At 66.2% G+C, this 20,632-nt stretch carries 16 protein-coding genes; 12 read left to right on the forward strand and 4 right to left on the reverse strand.

Annotated features, from left to right (window positions below; genetic code table 11):
* Positions 1–6 precede the first annotated feature (6 nt).
* Positions 7–1,374 carry an MFS transporter gene (locus tag ACP7AX_RS09320; protein ID WP_131683651.1) on the reverse strand — a complete coding sequence of 456 codons (1,368 nt, stop codon included), beginning with the start codon at positions 1,372–1,374 and terminating at the stop codon, positions 7–9.
* A 189-nt stretch (positions 1,375–1,563) separates the two neighbouring features.
* Between ACP7AX_RS09320 and ACP7AX_RS09325 the strand changes: the two genes are divergently transcribed.
* The gene (locus tag ACP7AX_RS09325) at positions 1,564–3,171 is read left to right on the forward strand and encodes a CHAD domain-containing protein (RefSeq protein ID WP_426226227.1); all 1,608 of its coding nucleotides are present in this window, start codon (positions 1,564–1,566) and stop codon (positions 3,169–3,171) included.
* Positions 3,172–3,180: 9 nt separating this feature from the next.
* Here the strand turns inward: ACP7AX_RS09325 and ACP7AX_RS09330 are convergent, their stop codons facing one another.
* A complete protein-coding gene (locus ACP7AX_RS09330; protein WP_426226228.1) occupies positions 3,181–4,614 on the reverse strand; it encodes a PucR family transcriptional regulator in 1,434 nt (477 codons plus the stop codon).
* Positions 4,615–4,769: 155 nt separating this feature from the next.
* Here ACP7AX_RS09330 and ACP7AX_RS09335 point away from each other — a divergent pair, with 155 nt between their 5' ends.
* From ACP7AX_RS09335 to ACP7AX_RS09370, 8 genes are all read left to right on the forward strand, one after another.
* Positions 4,770–6,200 carry a gamma-aminobutyraldehyde dehydrogenase gene (locus ACP7AX_RS09335; protein ID WP_426226229.1) on the forward strand — a complete coding sequence of 477 codons (1,431 nt, stop codon included), beginning with the start codon at positions 4,770–4,772 and terminating at the stop codon, positions 6,198–6,200.
* 38 nt (positions 6,201–6,238) lie between these two features.
* Positions 6,239–7,621 (forward strand): 4-aminobutyrate--2-oxoglutarate transaminase, encoded by a 1,383-nt coding sequence (gene gabT, locus ACP7AX_RS09340; RefSeq protein WP_426226230.1) that lies wholly within the window; start codon positions 6,239–6,241, stop codon positions 7,619–7,621.
* 295 nt (positions 7,622–7,916) lie between these two features.
* The gene (locus tag ACP7AX_RS09345) at positions 7,917–8,477 is read left to right on the forward strand and encodes a hypothetical protein (protein WP_426226231.1); all 561 of its coding nucleotides are present in this window, start codon (positions 7,917–7,919) and stop codon (positions 8,475–8,477) included.
* Positions 8,474–9,925 (forward strand): GT4 family glycosyltransferase PelF, encoded by a 1,452-nt coding sequence (pelF, locus tag ACP7AX_RS09350; protein WP_426226232.1) that lies wholly within the window; start codon positions 8,474–8,476, stop codon positions 9,923–9,925. The genes ACP7AX_RS09345 and pelF overlap by 4 nt, the downstream gene beginning before the upstream one ends.
* Entirely contained in the window at positions 9,909–11,567 is a 1,659-nt protein-coding gene (locus ACP7AX_RS09355; RefSeq protein WP_131683646.1) for a hypothetical protein, read from the forward strand. The genes pelF and ACP7AX_RS09355 overlap by 17 nt, the downstream gene beginning before the upstream one ends.
* 5 nt (positions 11,568–11,572) lie before the next feature.
* Entirely contained in the window at positions 11,573–12,583 is a 1,011-nt protein-coding gene (locus ACP7AX_RS09360; protein WP_426226233.1) for a hypothetical protein, read from the forward strand.
* Complete coding sequence (locus tag ACP7AX_RS09365) at positions 12,580–13,422, forward strand: hypothetical protein (RefSeq protein WP_426226234.1); 843 nt, start codon at positions 12,580–12,582, stop codon at positions 13,420–13,422. The genes ACP7AX_RS09360 and ACP7AX_RS09365 overlap by 4 nt, the downstream gene beginning before the upstream one ends.
* Before the next feature lie 23 nt (positions 13,423–13,445).
* The gene (locus ACP7AX_RS09370) at positions 13,446–14,219 is read left to right on the forward strand and encodes a spherulation-specific family 4 protein (protein WP_426226235.1); all 774 of its coding nucleotides are present in this window, start codon (positions 13,446–13,448) and stop codon (positions 14,217–14,219) included.
* 6 nt (positions 14,220–14,225) lie between these two features.
* Here ACP7AX_RS09370 and rarD read toward each other — a convergent pair whose 3' ends face one another.
* Positions 14,226–15,287: an EamA family transporter RarD gene (rarD, locus tag ACP7AX_RS09375; RefSeq protein WP_131683642.1), complete on the reverse strand. Its 1,062-nt coding sequence runs from the start codon at positions 15,285–15,287 to the stop codon at positions 14,226–14,228.
* Between the two features lie 78 nt (positions 15,288–15,365).
* Between rarD and ACP7AX_RS09380 the strand changes: the two genes are divergently transcribed.
* Positions 15,366–16,364, forward strand: coding sequence for a DNA topoisomerase IB (locus ACP7AX_RS09380; RefSeq protein ID WP_131683641.1), 999 nt, complete (start codon positions 15,366–15,368; stop codon positions 16,362–16,364).
* 113 nt (positions 16,365–16,477) lie between these two features.
* Entirely contained in the window at positions 16,478–17,911 is a 1,434-nt protein-coding gene (locus ACP7AX_RS09385) for an FAD-dependent oxidoreductase (protein WP_131683640.1), read from the forward strand.
* A 37-nt stretch (positions 17,912–17,948) separates the two neighbouring features.
* Here ACP7AX_RS09385 and galE read toward each other — a convergent pair whose 3' ends face one another.
* Positions 17,949–18,962, reverse strand: a complete 1,014-nt coding sequence (gene galE / locus ACP7AX_RS09390; RefSeq protein ID WP_426226236.1) for a UDP-glucose 4-epimerase GalE — start codon at positions 18,960–18,962, stop codon at positions 17,949–17,951.
* A gap of 121 nt (positions 18,963–19,083) precedes the next feature.
* On the opposite strand from galE, the gene ACP7AX_RS09395 reads away from it, so the two are divergent.
* Entirely contained in the window at positions 19,084–20,499 is a 1,416-nt protein-coding gene (locus ACP7AX_RS09395; RefSeq protein ID WP_426226237.1) for a GAF domain-containing protein, read from the forward strand.
* The last annotated feature ends 133 nt before the right edge of the window (positions 20,500–20,632 follow it).

The following is a 20,632-nucleotide window of genomic DNA, read 5'->3' on the forward strand; positions in this document are numbered from 1 at the left end:
GGCGTCCTACTTCTTCCGGCCGGCGGGCGTACCAGCGGCAGCACCGGAAACAACAGCACCGGCGGCACCGGCAGCAGCCGCAGTTCCGGCTCCAGCGCCGCGCGTGATCAGGTGGGCAACAGCAACCTGGACCAGGGCGAGGCCCAGCAGCAATGCCAGCGGGAGGGTCCAGCCGCCGGTGGCGCTGTTCAGCAGGCCGGCGCCGAAAGGGCCCGCCGTGGCGAGCAGGTAGCCGGTGGACTGGGCGAGTGTGGACAGCGCAGTGGTCTCAGCGGTGGAGGTCCCGCTCCGGCTGATCATCACCATCACCAGGGGGAAAATTCCCAGGCCGAAGCCCAGCAGAACGGCCGGAAGAATCACCAGTCCGGACGGCAGGAAGAGCAGCGCTGCGAGGCCCGCCACCATGATCATGCTGACCGAATAGAGCGCCGGCCGGAGCATCCTGGGCCGGGCACCGATGGCGATCAGCACCATGCCTGCCGGCACGGAAACCAGCTGCATCAGCCCGTAGAGGAGGCCGCTGTCCGCGGCGCTGATACCGCGGCTGATCAGCATGGACGGGAACCAGCTGATCAGCGAATAGGCGAGCAAGGCCTGGAGCGCGAAGATGGCCGTCAGCAGCTGGCCTTTCCGGGTGCGCAGCAGGGGCCACGGGGAAACCCGGGCGGAGGTTCGGCGGACACTGTGGCGGTGGGCATGAAATGTTATGGGGAGGAAGCCCAGCAGCGCGGCAACGGCGAGGAAGCCAATGGCGCCCACCGCGGCGGACGGCGATCCCATCGCCAGGGCCAGCGGGACCGCCGTCACGGAAGCAACCGTGGCGCCGGTGGTCATGGTCACCGTGTAGAGGGCCGTCATCAGCGAGGTCCGGTGGGCAAAATGCTCCCGGATGAACGATGGCATCGCCACGTTGCACACCGCCAGCCCGGACATCCCCACCACCGTGCCCGCCATCAGCATGCCCGTGGACGGGATCCCGCGCAGCAGCAGCCCGGCAGCCAGCATGGCCAGCGAAAGCACGATCGCTTTCTCCACGCCCAGCCGTCCGGTCAGCCAGGAAGTCGCCGCGCCGGCCACGGCAAAACAGAGCGTGGGGATGGACGGGATGATCGCGGCCACCAGCGGCCCGTAGCCGAGGACCAGCTGCAGATCGTGGAGGAGGGGGGACGCGCCCGCAATCCCGGCCCGCAGGTTCAGTCCGATGAGCACCAGCGCAATCACGCCGAGGACGACGGCGGAGCGCGGGGTAGGCGCCCCAGTGGGCAACGCCGCTGGAAGCGGCGCGGCGGCCGCGTCCGGGGCTTTGGGTGCATCCGGCTGGACAGCCTTGGGTGGGGCGGACTGTCCATGGGGAGCGGAACGGGTAACGGGCATCCTTCAAGGTTAGACGTTGGACGTTTGATGTTTCCTCTCTTTGTGGGGAAGCTCTCGCGGCACCGGGTCTGCGGCACAGGCGCGTCCGGTGAAGGTGCAGTTAAGATTCGCGGCATAGAATCGAGCCCTGACGAAGGTCCGGGCCTGCTGTGCGGGCCGCATGCCCCATCAATGTGGAAGGTCGGCAGTGTGGATTCGCAGGGAGTAGAAGTCGAAAAGAAGTACGACGTCGGCGCTGACACGGAGGTGCCCGCCCTCGCGGAGCTGCCCGGGGTTGCGCGGGTGGGGGAGCCCCACGTGGACACGCTGAAAGCCGTGTACTTCGACACCCCTGATCTTGCACTCGCCTCCCGCGGCATCACCCTGCGGCGCCGTACCGGCGGGGCCGACGCCGGCTGGCACCTGAAGCTGCCGCCCGAAGGTCCCGCACCCGAAGGCTCCGCGGTGGATGGTCCCGAACCCGGTTCCGAAGGCTCCGGGTCAGGCACGGAACCCCAGCGCCGCCGCGAGCTGCACGCCCCACTTGGCCAGGCCGCCGTCGTCCCCGACAGCCTGCAGGCCCAACTGCATGTATACCTCCGCGGGGAAAAGGTACTGCCGGTGGTCCGGCTGGAGACCCAGCGCACCACCTACCCGTTGTATGGCGGCGACGGCGCACACCTGGCCGATCTCGCCGATGACCGCGTCACCGCAAAGGTCCAAAGTCGCGGCGGAAGCCCGGAGCAGCAACAGTGGCGTGAATGGGAGCTGGAACTGGTCCACGGAACCCCTGACCTCTTCCCGGCCGCGGCGGAGCTCCTCGCCGCCGCCGGGGCACACCCCGCCCAGCACACCTCCAAGCTGGCCAAAGCCTTGGGGGCAGGAGGAACAGGCCCCCAACCCGGCCCAACTCCTGATGCCGAGCCCCCCGGCAAAAAAGGCCCCGTAGCGGATCTCCTGACCGCCTACCTGGCAGCGCAAATCCGCGAAATCACCGCCAATGACCCGGGTGTGAGGCTGGAGGAGCCCGAGGCCGTGCACGATCTCCGCTCCGCAACGCGCCGGTCCCGTTCGGCGCTCGCAGCCTACCGGCGGCTCTACGACGACGCGCCCGTGCGGCACCTCCGCGACGAACTCAAATGGCTGGGCCAGGTGCTCGGCGAACCGCGTGACGCGGAGGTGATGCTGGACCGGCTGCGCAGCCACGCGGCCGAGCTTCCAGCCGCTCCCGAACTGGCATCCGTAAACGCGCGGCTCGAGGAGGAACTGGGCAACACCCTGGATACGGCTTACCGGAGACTGCAGAAGGCCATGCTGTCCGAGCGGTATTTTGGGCTCCTGGACAGCCTCGAAGCGTTCAGGGACCATCCTCCGGTCCGGCCGGACGGGTCAGCCCCGGCCCGGAAGGCGGCCGTGAAACTTGTGGCAAAGGCGGCCAAGCGGCTCCGCGGCGCCGCCAAAACGGCGAAGGCATCCCGCGGGGGAGCGAAGCACGAGACCTCCCTCCACCAGGTGCGCAAGGACGCCAAACGGCTGCGGCACGTGGCCGAATCGGTGGGTCCGGTCCACGGCAAACGCGCCGCGAAAGTGGCCAAGGCAGCGCACGGCCAGCAGAAGATCCTGGGCGATTTCCAGGACAGTGTGGTGGCACGGAACCTGTTGGCCAAACTGGTGGCGGCGCCGGACCTGCCGGAGGCCGCCGCGTCCGCCTACATCACGCTGCATACCCGGCAGGTCCAGCTCGCTGCCGACGCCGAAGCCAAGTACCGGAAGGCGCGCAGGAAGTCACGCAAGCTGTTCCGGCGGGGCCTGCAGTAGGAGGGTCTGTTAACCCTGCCGGGCACCAAGCCGGGCCACGGCCAACGCGAGCCACAGCTGCACCCGGTCCGCGGTGACCGCCGGATCGAAGCCGGTCAGCTCGGTGATCTGCGCCAGCCGGTAGCGCACGGTGTTCCGGTGCAGGGTCAGCGCTTCGGCAACGGCGGCCACTGAACCGTTGTTGTTCAGGTAGCTTTCCAGCGTGGTCAGCAGTTCCGCGCCGTGGGCGGCATCAAAGGCGCGCAGCGGGTCTAGGGACTCATGGGCCATGTCGGCCAGCGGCACGTCCTCGCTGGCCAGCAGCAGCGAGGTCAGGCTCAGGCGTTCGGGTTCGTTTACCGGCAGGCCGTGCCTGGCTGCGTCCCGGGCCTCGAAGTAGCTCCAGCGCAGGCCGTTCGGCTTGGTGTACGCACCGCCGATGCCGATCGTCGCATGGATCCCCGCCTCCGCCAGGTGGTCGCTCAGGCTCCGGGCCAGCGCAGGTGCCCCGGCGCCGTCGTCGTTAATCACCACCACCAGATCCTTCCCGACGGCGGCGGCCACCTCGTGCTCCAGCAGCTGCGGCACCGAGGTGCTCACCAGTGCCTTGTGGTGGGCGGCCGATACGGCCAGGAGGACCACGTTCTTGCGGGTGCTGTTGACGCCCACGCCGGCCAGCCTTCGCTGGGCTTCGCTCGTTTCCAGGGCGCCCTGGATGACGTCCTCAATGACCTGGCCGCAGAGGGCACGCTGTGCCTGGCGCTGCTTGACCATGTTGTTCAGTTCAACGCTGATCAGGTTCTGCGCGTACCCGATAATGCCCGAGTCCTCGAAGGGATGGCGTACCCACAGGGTGCAGGCATCCCGCCGGCCCGTGGGGACGGGGTAGGAAGCCCACTTGTCGGCGGTGGGGTGGTCCTTGGTGCTGTTGTACAGCTGGGCGGTGAACTGGGTCAGGGCAATATCGGTCCGCAGCATGCCTCCCAGGTGTTTGAGGAGCTCGGCAAGGCCGCCGCCGGTGAGCAGTGCGCGCGCCAGGATCTGGTGGCCGGCGATCAGTCGCTCCAGTTTGGCGAAGTGGTCAGCCGACTGCGCGTCCGCCACCAGCTTGCCGATCGCGATGAAGGGCGTCTCGTACGGGACCTCGACGATGGGCAGCCCCCACCGGTTTGCCTCGGCAAGCAGGGCCGGCGGGATGGCGTCGTGGGTGAGCCCGATCCCGAAGCCGATGCCCACCGCACCGGCACGCTGGACCTGGCGGACGAACCGCCGCTGCTCGAACGCGGACCGCAGCCGCATGCCCGTGGTCAGTACGAGTTCGCCACCATTGAGGAAACGCTGCGGGTCCTCGAGCTCGGTGACGGCAACCCAGTTGATGTCGTGGTGCCAGGTGGTTTCAGCGAGGCCTGCCTTGGTCAGGTGGAGGGAATGCACACCCACCAGGGCGGCAAGGGAAATGGCCATCTGCACAGGATATCCAAGGCTGGGCAAACGCACTAAACATTTCCGTTGAGGGTGTGCAGGTGGCTATTCCTTGGGTGGGGTTGCTGGAATAGGCTCAAAGCAGCCCCATCCATCCGCCTGACGGCTGATGTTCCTTATGAAAGAGGTTGTACGCCGTGGTCCAGACCTTGCAGAATTTCATCAACGGTGAGTTCGTCACGCCGGCCGGCACCGCCGTGCTGGAGATCGTCAATCCCACCAACGGCGAGGTGGTTGCCAAATCGCCGGTCTCCGTCCAGGCCGACGTTGATGCCGCCATGACCGCCGCCAAGGACGCCTTCAAATCGTGGAAGCACGTTACGCCCAGCCAGCGCCAGCTGATGCTCCTTAAGCTCGCGGACGCCATTGAGGCCAACAGTGACGAACTTGTCCAGGCCCAGCACCGCAACACCGGCCAGGTGCGCTCGCTCATCGCCTCCGAGGAAGTGGCCGCCGGCGCCGATCAGCTCCGCTTCTTCGCCGGTGCTGCCCGCATCCTCGAAGGCAAGTCCGCCGGCGAATACTTCGAGGGCCACACCTCCTATGTGCGCCGCGAACCCATCGGGGTGGTGGCGCAGGTGGCGCCGTGGAACTACCCGTTCCTGATGGCCATCTGGAAGATCGGCCCGGCCCTGGCCGCCGGCAATACGGTGGTCCTCAAGCCCTCCGACACCACGCCGGAATCCACCCTGGTGCTGGCCCGCCTGGCCGGCGACATCCTGCCGGCGGGCGTGCTGAACGTGGTGCTGGGCACCGGCGAAACCGGCGCCCTGATGGTGGAGCACAAGATTCCCGGTTTGGTCTCCATCACCGGCTCGGTCCGGGCCGGCATAGCCGTGGCCTCCGGCGCCGCGAAGGGCCTGAAGCGCGCGCACCTGGAGCTCGGCGGCAAGGCCCCGGCCATCGTGTTCAAGGACGCGGACATCAAAAAGAGCGCCGCAGCCATCGCCGAGTTTGCCTTCTTCAACGCCGGCCAGGACTGCACCGCCATCACCCGCGTGCTGGTGGAGGACTCCGTTCACGACGACGTCGTGGCCGCCATGGTGGAACACACCAAGACCCTGCACACGGGCTCCCAGAACGATGCCGAGAACTACTTCGGCCCGCTGAACAACGTGAACCACTTCAACGCCGTGACCTCGGTGGTGGAGCATCTCCCGGAGAACTGCCAGATTGTCACCGGCGGGCACCGGGCAGGGGACCAGGGCTTCTTCTTCGAACCCACCATCGTCACCGGCGCCAAGCAGACTGACAACATCGTGCAGCAGGAAACGTTCGGCCCGGTCATCACGGTGCAGAAGTTCACTTCCGAGGCTGAGGCACTCGAACTGGCCAACGACGTCGATTACGCCCTGGCCTCCAGCGTCTGGACGTCGGACCACGGCACGGCCATGCGGATGAGCCGCGACCTGGACTTCGGCGCTGTCTGGATCAACACGCACATCCTCCTCACCGCCGAGATGCCGCACGGCGGTTTCAAGCAGTCCGGCTACGGCAAGGACCTCTCCATGTACGGCGTGGAGGACTACACCCGGATCAAGCACGTCATGTCCGCACTCGACGCGTAGTCCCCGCCGGCTCCCCACTCAGCAAAGAAAGGCACTCCATGACCACCACCGCCAATGAAATCACCTACCGGCTGGAGCAGAAGCGCCGCGTCCAGGCCGACTTCCCGGGCCCTAAGTCCATCGCCCTGACCGAACGCCGCAGGGCTGTTGTCGCCGCAGGCGTCGCGTCCAGCGTTCCTGTCTATGTTGCGGACGCCGACGGCGGCATCATCCACGACGTCGACGGCAACTCCTTCATCGACCTCGGCTCGGGAATCGCGGTGACGAGCGTCGGCGCGTCCGATCCCGCCGTCGTCGGAGCCGTTAAGGAAGCGGTGGAACACTTCACCCACACCTGCTTCATGATCACGCCGTACGAAAGCTACGTGGCCCTCGCCGAACAGCTCAACCGCCTAACCCCCGGCACGCACGAGAAGCGCACCGTGCTGTTCAACTCCGGCGCCGAAGCAGTGGAGAACGCCATCAAGGTGGCACGCCTCGCAACCGGCCGGGACGCCGTCGTCGCGTTCGACCACGCCTACCACGGCCGCACCAACCTGACCATGGCGCTCACTGCCAAGGCCATGCCGTACAAGGCAGGCCCTGCCGGCAGCTTCGGCCCGTTCGCACCCGAGGTCTACCGCGTGCCCATGAGCTACCCGTACCGCGAGGAAAACCCCGCCATCACCGGCACGGAAGCGGCCAAACGCGCCATCACCATGATCGAAAAGCAGATCGGCGGCGAATCCGTTGCCGCCATCATCATCGAGCCGATCCAGGGCGAAGGCGGATTCATCGTCCCCGCCGAAGGCTTCCTGCCCGCTCTCGCCGAGTGGGCCAAGGAGAAGGGCATCGTCTTCATCGCCGACGAGGTCCAGTCCGGCTTCTGCCGCACCGGCGAATGGTTCGCCGTGAACCACGAAGGCGTGGTCCCGGACATCATCGCCATGGCCAAGGGGATCGCCGGCGGCATGCCGCTTTCCGCGATCACCGGCCGCGCAGACCTGCTCGACGCCGTTCACCCGGGCGGCCTGGGCGGCACCTACGGCGGCAACCCGGTGGCCTGCGCTGCCGCCCTTGCCGCGATCGGCTCCATGGAGGAATACGATCTGGCCGGCCGCGCCCGCCACATCGAGGAACTGGCCATTGGCCGGCTCAGGGAACTCCAGGCCAAACTGGCCGGTGCCGGAACAGCCGTGGTGGGCGATATCCGCGGCCGAGGCGCCATGCTGGCCATCGAACTGGTGCACGCCGGTACCAAGGAACCCAACCCGGAGCTCACCAAGAACGTGGTTGCTGCCTGCCTCAACGAGGGCGTCATCATCCTCACCTGCGGCACGTACGGCAACGTCATCCGGCTGTTGCCGCCGCTGGTGATCACTGACGAGCTGCTGAACGACGGCCTGGACGTCCTCGCCAACGCCATCAAGGCGCACGCCTAGCGCTCAGGTGCGGCATAGGCGCCAATCCAGGCAACAAAATTGAGGGCAGCACCTTATCAGGGGTGCTGCCCTTTTTTGCCCTAAAGCGGTCAGTTCAAGGGATTGACAGGGCTACCTAACTTGGACTAGGGGCTACCTAACCCCCTAGTCGATTTTGGGCCCAATGCGTAAGTACTCCCAAAGAACTTTTTAGAGTACTGGATACTCGTGTTGGCCAATACAGGCGGCACGTACGGTGATGACACCGGCGGCTATGAATAGGCTCCGAACCACCTCCAATCCGAGGAGAGAAACCATGACTCAGTTGTCCACAGAAGCTGAGGATGGGAGGGGCGGCGCCATCGCTGCGAGGACTTCTTCTGCGGACAGGCACCGCTACTCCGGCCGTCGCGCTTCCCAGGCCGGCGAAATGCCGGCGTCGCCGCCGGATACCGTCCTCGAACCGGACGATCTGGTTTTCAGCCCCGGAGCGGACATGTGGGACGAGGGCCGGACGGCTGCCCGTTCCGGTAACCACGAGCGGGCCATCGCCTGCTTCGTGCGCGAAGCAGAGGCACGGTCAAGGCAAAGTAGCCACGGACGCGCCGCCATCGCGTTCCGGACGGCCGCCGAGCAGGCCCGGCTCCAAGGACTGGCGGAGCAGGGCGACCAACTGCTGGCCCAGGCCGCCGCGTCCTACATGCAGGCAGCCAAGCGCAGCGGGCTCACCGCGGACGCGACCAACCAGGCATGGATTTCAGCGGCAAAGTGCTTCCTCCAGCTGCAGCAGCTGGACCGGGCAGCATGGTGCATCGAGCAGGCCCGGAAGGTGGACCCCACACGCCGATTCGACGCAAGCGTGACGGCTGCGACATGAGGATTTTGCTGACAACCGAGGGGACCTATCCCTATTTCCAGGGAGGCGTGTCCACGTGGGCGCATGAGCTGGTCACCGGCTTGCCCGACCACGAGTTTGTGGTGGCAGCGGTCATCGGGAACCCCGCCGTCGCTCCCGCCTTCAACGTGCCGGCCAACACCCGCGTGGTACCCATTCCCTTATGGGGGACGGAGAAGGTCCAGGAGTACATCCGGCCGTCAGCGGACATCCGGCGACGGAGCGTGCTGCGGGGACGGTCACGGAAGCGGGCCCTCACAGACCTGCTCCTGCCGGCCTACGAGGAAGTGGTCCGGAACCTGTTGGAATCCCGGGACCCCCGGGATCTTGGGGCTGCAATCGCCGATATCGCAGAGTTCTGCGAAAACAACGATCTGCATGAGGCGCTGCGCGATCCCCGGTGCTGGCAACTGGTCCGGACCCGGCTGGGCGAACATCCGCTCCTCAGCGACATCTCGATGGCCGACGCCATCGACTTTGCACGTTCGCTCTACCGCTACCTCACGCCCCTGGCAGTTCCCCTCCCCGAAGTGGACCTGGCGCATTCCTCGGGTGCGGCACTCTGCGCACTGCCCGCGCTCGCCGCCAAACTGCACAACGGCGTTCCGTTGCTCCTGACCGAGCACGGGGTCTACGTGCGCGAACGCGTTCTTGCCCTGGTCCGGGACGATACACCGCTCCTGCGGAAGGTTCTGCTCGGCAATCTTTACCGGGCCATAGCCCGCTGCGCCTACATGCACGCGGACGTCGTCCTGCCGGTCTGCGAATACAACACCAGGTGGGAATACCAGCTGGGTGCTGATCCGGACAGGCTGCGGGTGGTCTACAACGGCGTCAACCCAGAGGACTTTGCCCCGCGGGCGGTTGAGCTGAGCAGGCCGACCATCGCGTACGTGGGGCGGATCGAGCCGCTCAAGGACGTGCTGGGGCTCATCACCGCGCTGAACATCATCCGCAGGGAGGTTCCGGATATTCTCCTGCGCATCTATGGTCCGGACGACGACCGCCGCTACGCCGAGCGCTGCAGGCTGGCCGTGGCAGCGATGAAGCTCGAGGATAACGTTGTGTTCGAGGGGCCCACCAATGACCCGGTCCGCGCCTATCAGGAATCGGACGTTGTGGTGCTCTGCTCGGTCTCCGAGGGCTTCCCCTACACCGTGGTGGAGGCGATGTGCACCGGCCGTCCGGTGGTGGCGACGGCGGTGGGCGGCGTTCCTGAAGCACTGAACCGTCCGGAACTGCTGGTGGAGCCGCAGAATGCGCCGGCGCTGGCGGGTGCAGTGATCTCCCTCTTCCGGAAGTCCCACGAAGAACGCGAGGCCATTGGCAAGGAGTTCCGGGAGCGCGCTGTCAGTCTGTTCTCCCAGGAGCGCTTCCTTGAGGCGTACGGGGCCCTCTACCAAGGAGTTGTCCGTGACTACGTTGCCTGAGGACGCGGTCCTCGCCGATTTCACCCTTGAGCAGGACGAGCTGGGCCCGGACCTCCAGGCCGAGGCGCGGTCCGTAGCAGGCCGGACCCGCCAGGCGCAGGACGCCTTCGAAGTGGCCGTGATCCTCGCCACCCTGGGCTACAGTGACGAGCGGGCCCGGGAGCTGGGCTGCCGTGACGTCTTCGAACTCGCCGAAAAAGTGATGCTGCTCCTGCCGCTTTTCGGCGGGCCCGTGGATGAGCCGCCGGTCGGCACTATTGACCACGTCGCGGAACCACCGCCCGGGCCCCACCGGATGAGCCTGTCACTGCTTGCGAAGTCGCTGCTTTACTCGGCACCCTGGATTATCGCAGTCCTTGCCCTGGTCATTGCCCGGGTGTCCTTCTGGTCCACCATCACCCCGCAAATGTTTTCCACCACCGTCAGCCTGGCGTTGTTCGCTGCGCTGATTGTGACCGGCGGGTTCATGCAGGCGTTCGCACGCAGGGGGCTGTTCTATTCCCTGCAGCACAACTCACTCCTGCTGCGCTGGGCACTGCGGTGGGCGCTGGGCGGGGGGCTGCTGGCACTGCTGGTGGTCATTGGCGGCGGCTACCTGATCCTGGAGTATGTGCTGCAGGCATACACGCCCGCCTCGAACCTCTCGTTCCTGTTCTTCGGGATTTCCATCGGGAGCCTGTTGCTGGCCTTCTCGCCCCTGTACCTCGCCAAGGCGCTGCGTGAAATTGTGATCTCTGCCGGCGCCGGCGGGCTGGTTGCCATCGTCGGCGGGTTGTGGATCATCAACGGGGACTACATCAACCTTTACACGGCCCAATGGGTGCAGTTCGCTGCCTTGTGGACCGCGGTGGTTGTGGCAGTGCTGTTCGATGTCGGTGTCCTGCGGAGGTTGGCCGCACCCCCGGCCGGGGCCGAGGACCCGTCCACGGACAACCTGCACGTCCTTCCGCCACGGCTCGTCCCGGTGGCCCGTTCGGTACGTCCCTACTGGGCCTACGGTACGGGCTTCTTTGTGCTCCTGGTGGTCGATCAGCTGATCGCGGGAGGCTTGTGGATGGGGGTGTTCAACTACAACGGGCTCTACCAGGTTGGTGTCGGGACCGGTCTGCTGATCCTCGTCCCCACCCTCACGTACGCGATCGCCGCAGGCTACCTGCTGCCCGCTACCGTGCGGCGTGAGATGAAACGGCACCGGGTCTCGGGCAGCGCAGGGATCAACCGGGCCCTGCTCCACTTCTACCGCAAGCACCTCGTGATCACACTGCTGGTGGGGCTGGGGAGCGGTGGCCTGCTGTGGTTCGCCACAGACTGGCTGGCCACCGTGAGCCTGCTCACCGTGCACCTGCAACAGGCCCGCGAAGTGTACGCCGGATCCTTGATCGGCTACCTGTTGTTGGGCATTGGAGCCTTCAACACCGGGCAGTTGTTCAGTCTTGGCCGCGCGCGCCTGCCAGCTACCCTCGTGTGGCTTGGAGCAGCAGTGTCCTTGTCTTTGGGGCTCATACTCGCATGGGAATGGGATGACATGTTTGGTTCAATCACCGGGCTGATCGCAGGTTCCGCGATCTTCGCCATCGCCACAACGGTGGCCGCGCACCGTATGTTCCGCCGGTTCGACCTCAGTTACTTCAGGGCATTCTGATGAAGATGTCCACAACCTTGCTGGCGGCCGCCGCCGCCCTCGTGCTGACCGCCGGCGGCGGGATCGCCGTCGTCCGCGCAGGGGAGGACCCTGCGCCCATCGCCTCGTCCGGGCAGTGGCAACTGCTGCGGATCACCGAAGGCACCCTCATCCACGATCCCTTCAATAAAGCCATCTCCAGCCGTGACCTGCAGGACACGTACGAGTTCAATGGGGACAGCGATCCTGGCCGGGCGTTCGTGCGCGCCACTGATAACGGCCTCGAAGTGGGGGCCAACCCGGCCCCGGAATCCGAGCGCCACAAGGGGTACTTTGCGGTCACCCATGATGCCTATCCGGAGACCAGCATCTTCCATGTGCGGATGTCGAAGCAGCCGGGGCAGGTCCAGGAGCCCACGAAGGTGGGGCAAGCGGTCTTTGCTGTCCAAACGGCGTCCACCAAGATCACCGGGCTGATCAACTTCATCGTGATTTCCGCAGACAGCACGGCCGGGATGACGTCCTGGCGGGTGGGGTACATGCACGGGCACGTACGGAATGCCGAGTTTATCTACTACTGGGGCACCCAACCTTCGTTGGATGAGCCGGACACCCTGGACGTCACGCTCCGCACAGACGGGCGGAACACGCTGACGGTCTGGTTCGGCGAGGAACAGGTCTTCCATTCCGAGGAGCTCAAGCTGCAAATCCAGGCACCGTTCCAGCCATACCTGGAAGTCCAGGCAGTACAGACGCCCTTCATGTCCTCCTTCCAGGACTTCTGGGTGGCCAAGGACGACCACTTGCGGCTGAGCGGTCTGCCGGACGGCGCCGGCGTGAGGCTGGTCAACGGGCAGGGCGTGGTGCTGGGTGAAACGACGGCGGCCCCCACCGGCGGCACAGCCACGCTGGAACTGCCCCCTTACGCGGCCAAGGGCACCGGGACCCTGGAAATCACCCCCACCGGCCAGGAAACGGTCCGTTTGGGCGCCTTCGACTACGCCGGCGGCGACGAACTGCAGCTGGTCTCGAAATGAAGCTCTGGAAGTTCGGCGCGCGTCAACCGCCGGCCCACGAGCCGTCCCAGGCGCAGGGCCAGGCGCACGGCCTGGGCGCCGGGGCCGCCACGGCGAACGCCCCGGCGGTCCGGCCCTTTGCGATCTACTACGGCTGGCCAAGCTACGTGAACGGCGCGCACGGAAAAGTGGCCCGTGCCGTCGCCGCGTTCGATGGCTACGGGATGGTGGTGTTCGGTGACGACACCGTTACCGAAGAAGGAGATCCCCTGGCCGTCCCGATCATGGCGGGGGTTGCTGCGCGCGGGGGAGTCCCGTACGGGTACGTCAGCGTCGGTGTGGGCGACGGGGAGCCGAACCTTTCCCTCCAGGAAATCCGCGGGCGGCTCGACGCGTGGCACCGGCTTGGCAGCCAGGGCGTGCTGCTCGATTGTGCCGGCGCTGACTACGGGGTGACCCGGGCCAGGTTTGATGCCGTGGTGCGGTACGCGCACTCGCTGGGGTTGAGCGTGCTGGCTAACGCCTGGAGTCCTGACGACGTCCTGGCCCGCTCGGCCACCATGGGCCCGGGGGACGGCTATCTTGGCGAGAACGACGTGCTGTCCGACGGCCGGTTCCTGTCCCCGGCAACATACAAGCCGAAGCTGGCGAAGATGGCGGAGCACAAAGCGCGTCTGGGAATCACCCTCTACGAGACAGCCACGAGCCGGGACCTTCGGCAGGCAGACGCTCTGACGGCACAGGTTCTGGCCGCCCTTCGGGGCTATCCGATCGATGCCTTCCACCTCACTGACCCCGTCTACAGCTGCAAGGACAACGTCCTGATCAGGCCGCCTACTGTGCTGGCGGACGGACAGTGAGACCGGCTGCACTTCGTCTTCGCATGGCGGTCGCCGTACTGGCGACCGCCATGCTGTGCGTCCTGGCCGGTTGCTGGCTGGGCGACACCGCTCCCCCCACCCGGTTCCCGCCGGCCGCGGAAGGCGAGCTGTACGTCGCCATTCCCGCCTACGTTGACCCGAAGAATTCGGATTTTTGGAACGCTGTGGGTGAGGCCGCGCCACGGGTCCGCGATGTGATCGTTAACCCCCACAACGGCCCCGGGACGGCGGCGTCCGAGCGGCATGTCCAGCTGATCGGGGCCCTGCGTGAAGCGGGAGTCCGGGTGGTGGGCTACGTCATGACGGGGTGGGGCGAGCGGGACGCGGCGGAGGTCAGCCAGGACATCGATCGCTGGCGGGAGTGGTACGGCGTCGACAACATCTTTTTGGACGAGGCTGCAGCGGTTCCGGAGGAGCTCGGCACCTATGCGGACTACGTAGGCATGGTCCACGAATCCGGGGGGATCGCGGTACTTAACCCTGGGCTCATCCCTGATCAGGGCTACTTTGAATTCGCCGATGCCATTGTGACGTACGAGGATCCCATGGAGAACTACTTCGACTCAAAGGAGCCCCCTGAGTGGCTCCGCACGCAGACGAGCGCCGAGGTCTGGCACATTGTCAGCGATGTTCCCCAGGACCGGCTCGATGAGGTGGTGGACCGGGCCAGGCAGGCCGGGGCAAACGAGATCTACGTGACTGACGACGTTGAGCCGAATCCCTATGACAGCCTTCCGTCCTACTGGCCGGCCAAACTGGAAGTCACGGGGGAATAGCCGTCCCTAGCCCGCCTGCCGTTTGGCCAGCGAGTTCTTCCGTGCGGCGCGGAGCATGTCCACCGTGAGGACCAGCAGCGCCAGCCAAACAACTCCGAAGCCGATCCAGCGCACCGTGGTCATGGCTTCCTGGAAGACCGTCAAAGCCACGATGAACTGCAGCACCGGTGCCACGTACTGCAGCAGGCCGATGGTGGTCAGCGGCAGGCGCCGTGCGGAGGCGCCGAAGAACAGCAGGGGCACGGCCGTAAGCACACCCGAGGCCAGCAACAGCCAGAAATGCCCGGCACCCTGCGTGGTCAGCGTGGCCGTACCGGTGAGGCCAAGGAACACCATGGTGGCCGCTGCGAGCGGGGCAAGCACCATGGTCTCCACGCTCAGGCTGGTCACCGCGTCCGCCTTCGGCCCCACCCGCTTCTTCACGAACCCGTACAGCCCGAAACTGACTGCCAGCGTCAGGGCGATCCACGGCACCTTGCCATAGCTGACCGCGAGCACCCCCACGGCAATAAAGCCGATGCCGACGGCGGCCCACTGGAGCAGCCGCAGCCTCTCCTTCAGGATGAACACGCCCAAGAGGACGGACACCAGGGGGTTGATGAAATAGCCCAGCGACGCTTCGACGGCCTGGCCGGTGGTCACGCTGTACGTGTAGGTCAGCCAGTTGACGGCGATGAGGGCTGCCGCCAGGGTCAGGGTCCAAAACACGGACCGGTCGCGGAACGCCGCGGCCAGCGCCCGCCAGGACCGGGTGACAGTGATCAGGACAGCGCAGAAGACCAGCGACCACACCACACGGTTGGCCACTATCTCCACCGCCCCGGCCGGCATCAGCGCAAAGAAGTACAACGGAAGCAGCCCCCACAGGCCGTACGCTCCGAAGCCGAAGATGATTCCCGCCGTCGTCTCTTTATCCACGGCCTTCAGTCCGGGGGCGCCGGCCTTCAGTCCGGGGGCGCCGGCGCCGGATGCCCCGGTCCCCGCCTGCCCGGCCGTTGCCGGCGGCGCGGTGGCAGCGGTGGCCGCTGTGGGGGAGTCGGGTCCGTGGGGAGTAGGCACGTCTTCCATAACATCATGCTCCAGGGGCCTATTCCGCCGGATAGTCAGTAGGCTTGCTTTTATGACACGTCTGACCATGGCCGCACCATGAGACTGCGGCGCAGCAACGCCTCCGGCCGGGGCTACCGCCGGGTGCCTGCCGGCAAGGGCTTCAGCTACCGGGACCTGGACGGCTCCACGCTGCCGCCGGGCCCCATCCGGGAGCGGTTGGAAAGCATTGGCATCCCGCCTGCCTGGACGGACGTGTGGATTGCCCCGTTTGAGAACGGCCACATCCAGGCCACGGGGCTGGACGCCGTCGGCCGGCGCCAGTACATCTACCATCCTGAATGGCGTGAGCGGAAGGACCGGCTGAAGTTCGACAGGTCCCTCCAGCTGGCGGAATCCCTGCCGGCCGCCCGCCGAAAGGTCACCATTGACCTGCGCGGCGAGGGATTCTCCCGGGAGCGGGTGCTGGCCGGGGCGTTCCGGATGCTGGACAGCGGATCACTCCGTGTGGGTTCTGAGCGGTACACCAACGAAAACGGCAGCCATGGGCTGGCCACCCTGCTGTGTGCCCACGTCCAGGTGCGCAAGGACAGCATCCTGCTGAGGTTCCCGGCCAAAAGCGGCAAGGACTGGGAATCGGAAATCCGCGACGCCGATCTCGCCGCCCTGGTGCGCGGGCTCAAACGGAGGGGTGGCAATGCCCGGCTCCTGGCCTACAAGGAGGGCCGGAACTGGCGTCCCGTCACCAGCGCGGACATCAACGCCTACGTCAAGGAGCAGACGGGCTCGGACTTCACGGCGAAGGATTTCCGCACCCTGCACGGAACAGTCTCCGCCGCGGCCAGCCTGGCACAGACCGGCACCCAGCGGACCACCGCCAAGCGGAAGAGGGCCATCAGCCGGGCCATGCAGGACGCCGCCGAGGTCCTGGGGAACACCCCCACCATTGCCCGCAAAAGCTACGTGGACCCCCGCGTGCTGGACCACTTCTCCTCCGGAGAGACCATTGACCCCAAGAGGGTGGACTCCGCAGAGTCCGAACTCCGGGCTCTGCTGTACCGCGAAGGTGACGTGGTCCCGCTGGAGAAAAGCGGCTGAGCCCTGGCGTCACGGCTCACCCTGTACGGCCTGCGGACAATTAGAATGGGACATTGTGCGCACCCCGCACTGTGCGCTCCCCGGCGCAACCTCCCCACGATGAAGGGCTCCCGGTGTCCAACCCAGGCGAATCCACCTCCAAGCGTCCGCTCCGCGTTGCCATTGTGGGCGCGGGCCCGGCGGGAGTTTATGCGGCGGACATCCTCACCAAATCCAACGGTGTCAAAGACGGTGACTTCGAGGTCAGCATTGACCTGTTTGAGGCATACCCCGCGCCGTATGGCCTGATCCGTTACGGTGTTGCCCCGGACCATCCCCGGATCAAGGGCATCGTGAACGCCCTGCACAAGGTCCTGGACCGCGGCGACATCCGCTTCCTGGGCAATGTCACCTACGGCCGGGACCTCACGCTGCACGATTTCCGGGCCTTCTACGACGCCGTGATCTTCTCCACCGGGGCCATCAAGGACGCGGACCTGCCCATCCCGGGCATCGAGCTGCAGGGTTCCTTCGGCGGAGCGGACTTCGTCTCGTGGTATGACGGCCACCCGGACGTGCCCCGCGACTGGCCGCTGGACGCCAAGGAAATCGCCGTGATCGGCAACGGGAACGTGGCCCTCGATGTTGCGCGGATGCTGGTTAAGCACGCCGATGAACTGCTCAGCACCGAAATCCCGGACAACGTCTACCAGGGCCTGAAAAACTCCCCGGTCACCGACGTCCACGTCTTCGGCCGCCGCGGCCCCGCGCAGGTGAAGTTCACCCCGCTGGAGCTGCGCGAGCTGAGCCATATGAAGGACGTGGACATCGTCCTGTACCCGGAGGACTTCGAATTCGACGAAGCCTCCGATGACGCCATCCGCAGCAACAACCAGATCAAGACCATGGTGAACACCCTCACCAACTGGCTGGTGGAGGAACACACCGAGGCCGAGCAGCCCTCCAGCCGGCGCCTGCACCTGCACTTCCTGCACAGCCCCGTGGAAATATACGACGACGGCGGGTCCGGCCAGGTGGCCGGCATCAAGTTCGAGCGCATGGAACTGGACGGCACCGGCAACGTCAAGGGGACCGGCGAGTTTGTGGACTACCCGGTTCAGGCCGTGTACCGCGCCATCGGCTACCACGGCTCACCGCTGGACGAGCTGGAATACGACGCCAGGCGCGGGGTGATCCCCAATGAAGGCGGGCGGGTCCTGGACGCCGCGGGCAATCCCGTTCCCGGCATCTACGCCACCGGCTGGATCAAGCGCGGACCGGTAGGACTGATCGGCCATACCAAGGGCGATGCGCTGGAGACCATCGGGTTCCTGCTCGAGGACCGCCTTCAGCTGCCGCCTGCCGAGAACCCGGATCCGCAGGCCATCATTAATCTCCTCGAAGACCGCGGGATCGAATACACCACGTGGGAAGGCTGGATCAAGCTCGACGCCCATGAGGCTGCCCTCGGCGCCGAATGGGTGGCGCAGGACGCCGAGGAAGCAGTGGTCCGGGAACGCATCAAGGTTGTGCCCCGGGAAGACATGATCAGGATCTCCCGGGGCTAGCCTCACCTGGCGGCGCTGCCGTAGCTAACCGCTGCAGCTAACCGCCGTAGCCGAGGGGGTTGCCCTCCTGCCAACGCCAATGGTCCTGGCACATCTGGTGGAGATCCCGGTGCGCGGACCAGCTCAGATCGGCCAGCGCAGCAGACGGGTCAGCGTAGCTGACGGCTGCGTCGCCAGGGCGCCGGCCGGTGATTTCGTAGGGGATGGGACGGCCAACCACGGCACCGAACGCCTCGATAACCTCCAGGACAGATGAACCCTTGCCGGTGCCGAGGTTCCACCGGAACACACCCTTGGTGTTCGCGAGGTACCCCAGTGCGGCGAGGTGGCCGGCAGCCAGGTCCATGACATGGATGTAGTCGCGGACGCCGGTACCGTCGGCGGTGGAGTAGTCATTGCCGAACACCATGACCTTCTCCCGGCGGCCCACAGCCACCTGGGCCACAAACGGCAGCAGGTTGTTGGGGACGCCGCTGGGGTCTTCGCCGATGAGGCCGGATTCGTGGGCGCCCACCGGGTTGAAGTAGCGGAGCAGGGCGATGCTCCAGCTCGGGTCAGCTGCGCCCAGATCGGTCAGGATGTCCTCGATCTGTTCCTTGGTCCTGCCGTACGGGTTGGTGGCATCCAGCGGAGCCTTTTCGGTCAGGGGCACGTCCTCGGACGCCCCGTAGACGGTGGCTGATGAGCTGAAAACCAGCTGGCGGACCCCGTGGGCGTCCATGCTGTGCAGAAGGTTCAGGGTGCCCACGATGTTGTTCTTGTAGTACCAGAGCGGTTTTTCGACAGATTCCCCCACGGCCTTCAGCCCGGCGAAGTGGATAACCGCTTCGAAGCCACCCTCCTGGAAAAGCTGATCGACTGCCTGTGCATCAAGGAGGTCCAGGTTGCGGAAATCGACAGTCCTTCCGGTCAGTTGCTCCACCCTGCGGAGGGATTCACGATTCGAATTCATCAAGTTGTCGAGCACCACCACCTCATGCCCTTCTTCGAGGAGACAGAGCGTAGTGTGCGATCCGATGTAGCCGGCGCCGCCGGTAACCAATACCTTCATATAAGACAGCTTAGGAGAATCGGCGGCGGCGGGCACGGAGGCGAGTCCGAGGCCGGCCGGATAGACTGTCCTCCACACCTGAGCAAGTACGTGCCGGCGGGCAGTACAAAGTGGGAGTTCGATGACGAACCTGATCGATTCTGCGGCCCTTGGCGTCGAGGCCCAGCGGCGGCTGCAGTCCGCCGCCCTGGCCGGCCATGAGCACCTGGACGCCGGCGGCATGCTGTTCCCGGCCGCCCAGGAAATACCCGGCCTGCGGAAACTGATCAGGGAATCCTGGCAACGGTCCGCCAGCCTCAAGGCCAATCCGGACAATACCGAGGCACCGCTTGCCATGGACAAGGACGAGCTTGAGGAGTACCGGCGGCAGCACCCGCTCGCCAGCATCATGCCGGTAATCCATAAACTGCTGGTCCAGCCCAGCCATGACAGCGGGCTCCTGGTGGCCGTGGGCGATGAGGTGGGCAGGTTGCTCTGGGTGGAAGGCGATCCCGGCATGCAGCGCCGCGCCGAAGGGATGATGTTCGTCCCAGGTGCCGACTGGTCCGAGGCCACCGTGGGCACCAGCGCCCCCGGAACGGCCCTTGCGCTGGGCCGCGGCATCCAGATCTCCGGGGCGGAGCACTACCAGCGCTCCGTGCACCCCTGGAGCTGCACAGCGGTACCGTTCCATGATCCGGATTCCGGGGCGCTGCTCGGAGTGGTGGACATTACCGGAACGGCCACTGCGGTGGCGCCGCACACCCTGTCCCTTGTCGAAGCAACCGTTGCCGCCGCCCAGGCGCAGCTCCGCGTCGAACGGCTCCAGCTCGCGGCGACCCTCGCCAGCGGGCCAACACGACGGCGGAACAGCGGCACCGCTTTGGGTACGGGTTCTGCGCGTGCCGGCTCCGCCCGGGCCGGTTCGGGTGCGAAGGAAGGCAGCCTCTACCGCAACAGCCTCCAGCTGCTGGGCCGCGACCAGGCCCTGCTCAGCATCGAGGGCAAAACCGTGGCACTCTCGGCCCGGCACAGCGAAATCCTGGCTCTGCTCAGCGCCCACCAGGACGGATTGAGCGCCGAGGAGCTCTGCGTCCTGCTCTATCCCGGCGACGGCTCCACCATGACCCTCCGGGCCGAAATGGTCAGGCTCCGCAAAGTCCTCCAGCAGCTCAACCCGGCCGCCGTCCCCGGATCCCGGCCCTACAAGCTCAGCATGGACCTGGTCCCGGACAGCGGCCAGGTGCTCAGCTGCCTGCAGCGCGGCGCCCACCGCATCGCCCTCGAGATCTACCGCGGCGCCCTGCTGCCCAAGTCCGAGGCGCCCGGCGTCATCGACCTCCGCGGCCGTGTGTCATCGCTGATGCGTGAGGCCGTGCTGACCGACGGCAGCGCCGAGACCCTGCTCAAGTATGCGGAACTCCCGGAGGCACGGGACGACGTCGGGGTGCGGCTTGCCGCCCTGAAACTCCTGCCGCAGCGCTCACCCAAACGGGCCGCCGTCGTCGCCGATCTCGAGCGGCTGGAAGCTGAACTGAGCTCCCCACCTGCTCCCTAACCTCGCAAGCTCGGCCAGGGAACCCGGCAGGCGTGGCCCCATGCTGTATCGTCTGTGAGCTGGCTCACTCCGGCGCAACCTGATTGCAACCTTCCCACTCCTACGCTGAATGCAACGGCGGCCGCTGTATCAG

Source organism: Pseudarthrobacter sp. DSP2-3-2b1, assembly GCF_049895945.1.
Taxonomy (GTDB): Bacteria; Actinomycetota; Actinomycetes; order Actinomycetales; family Micrococcaceae; genus Arthrobacter.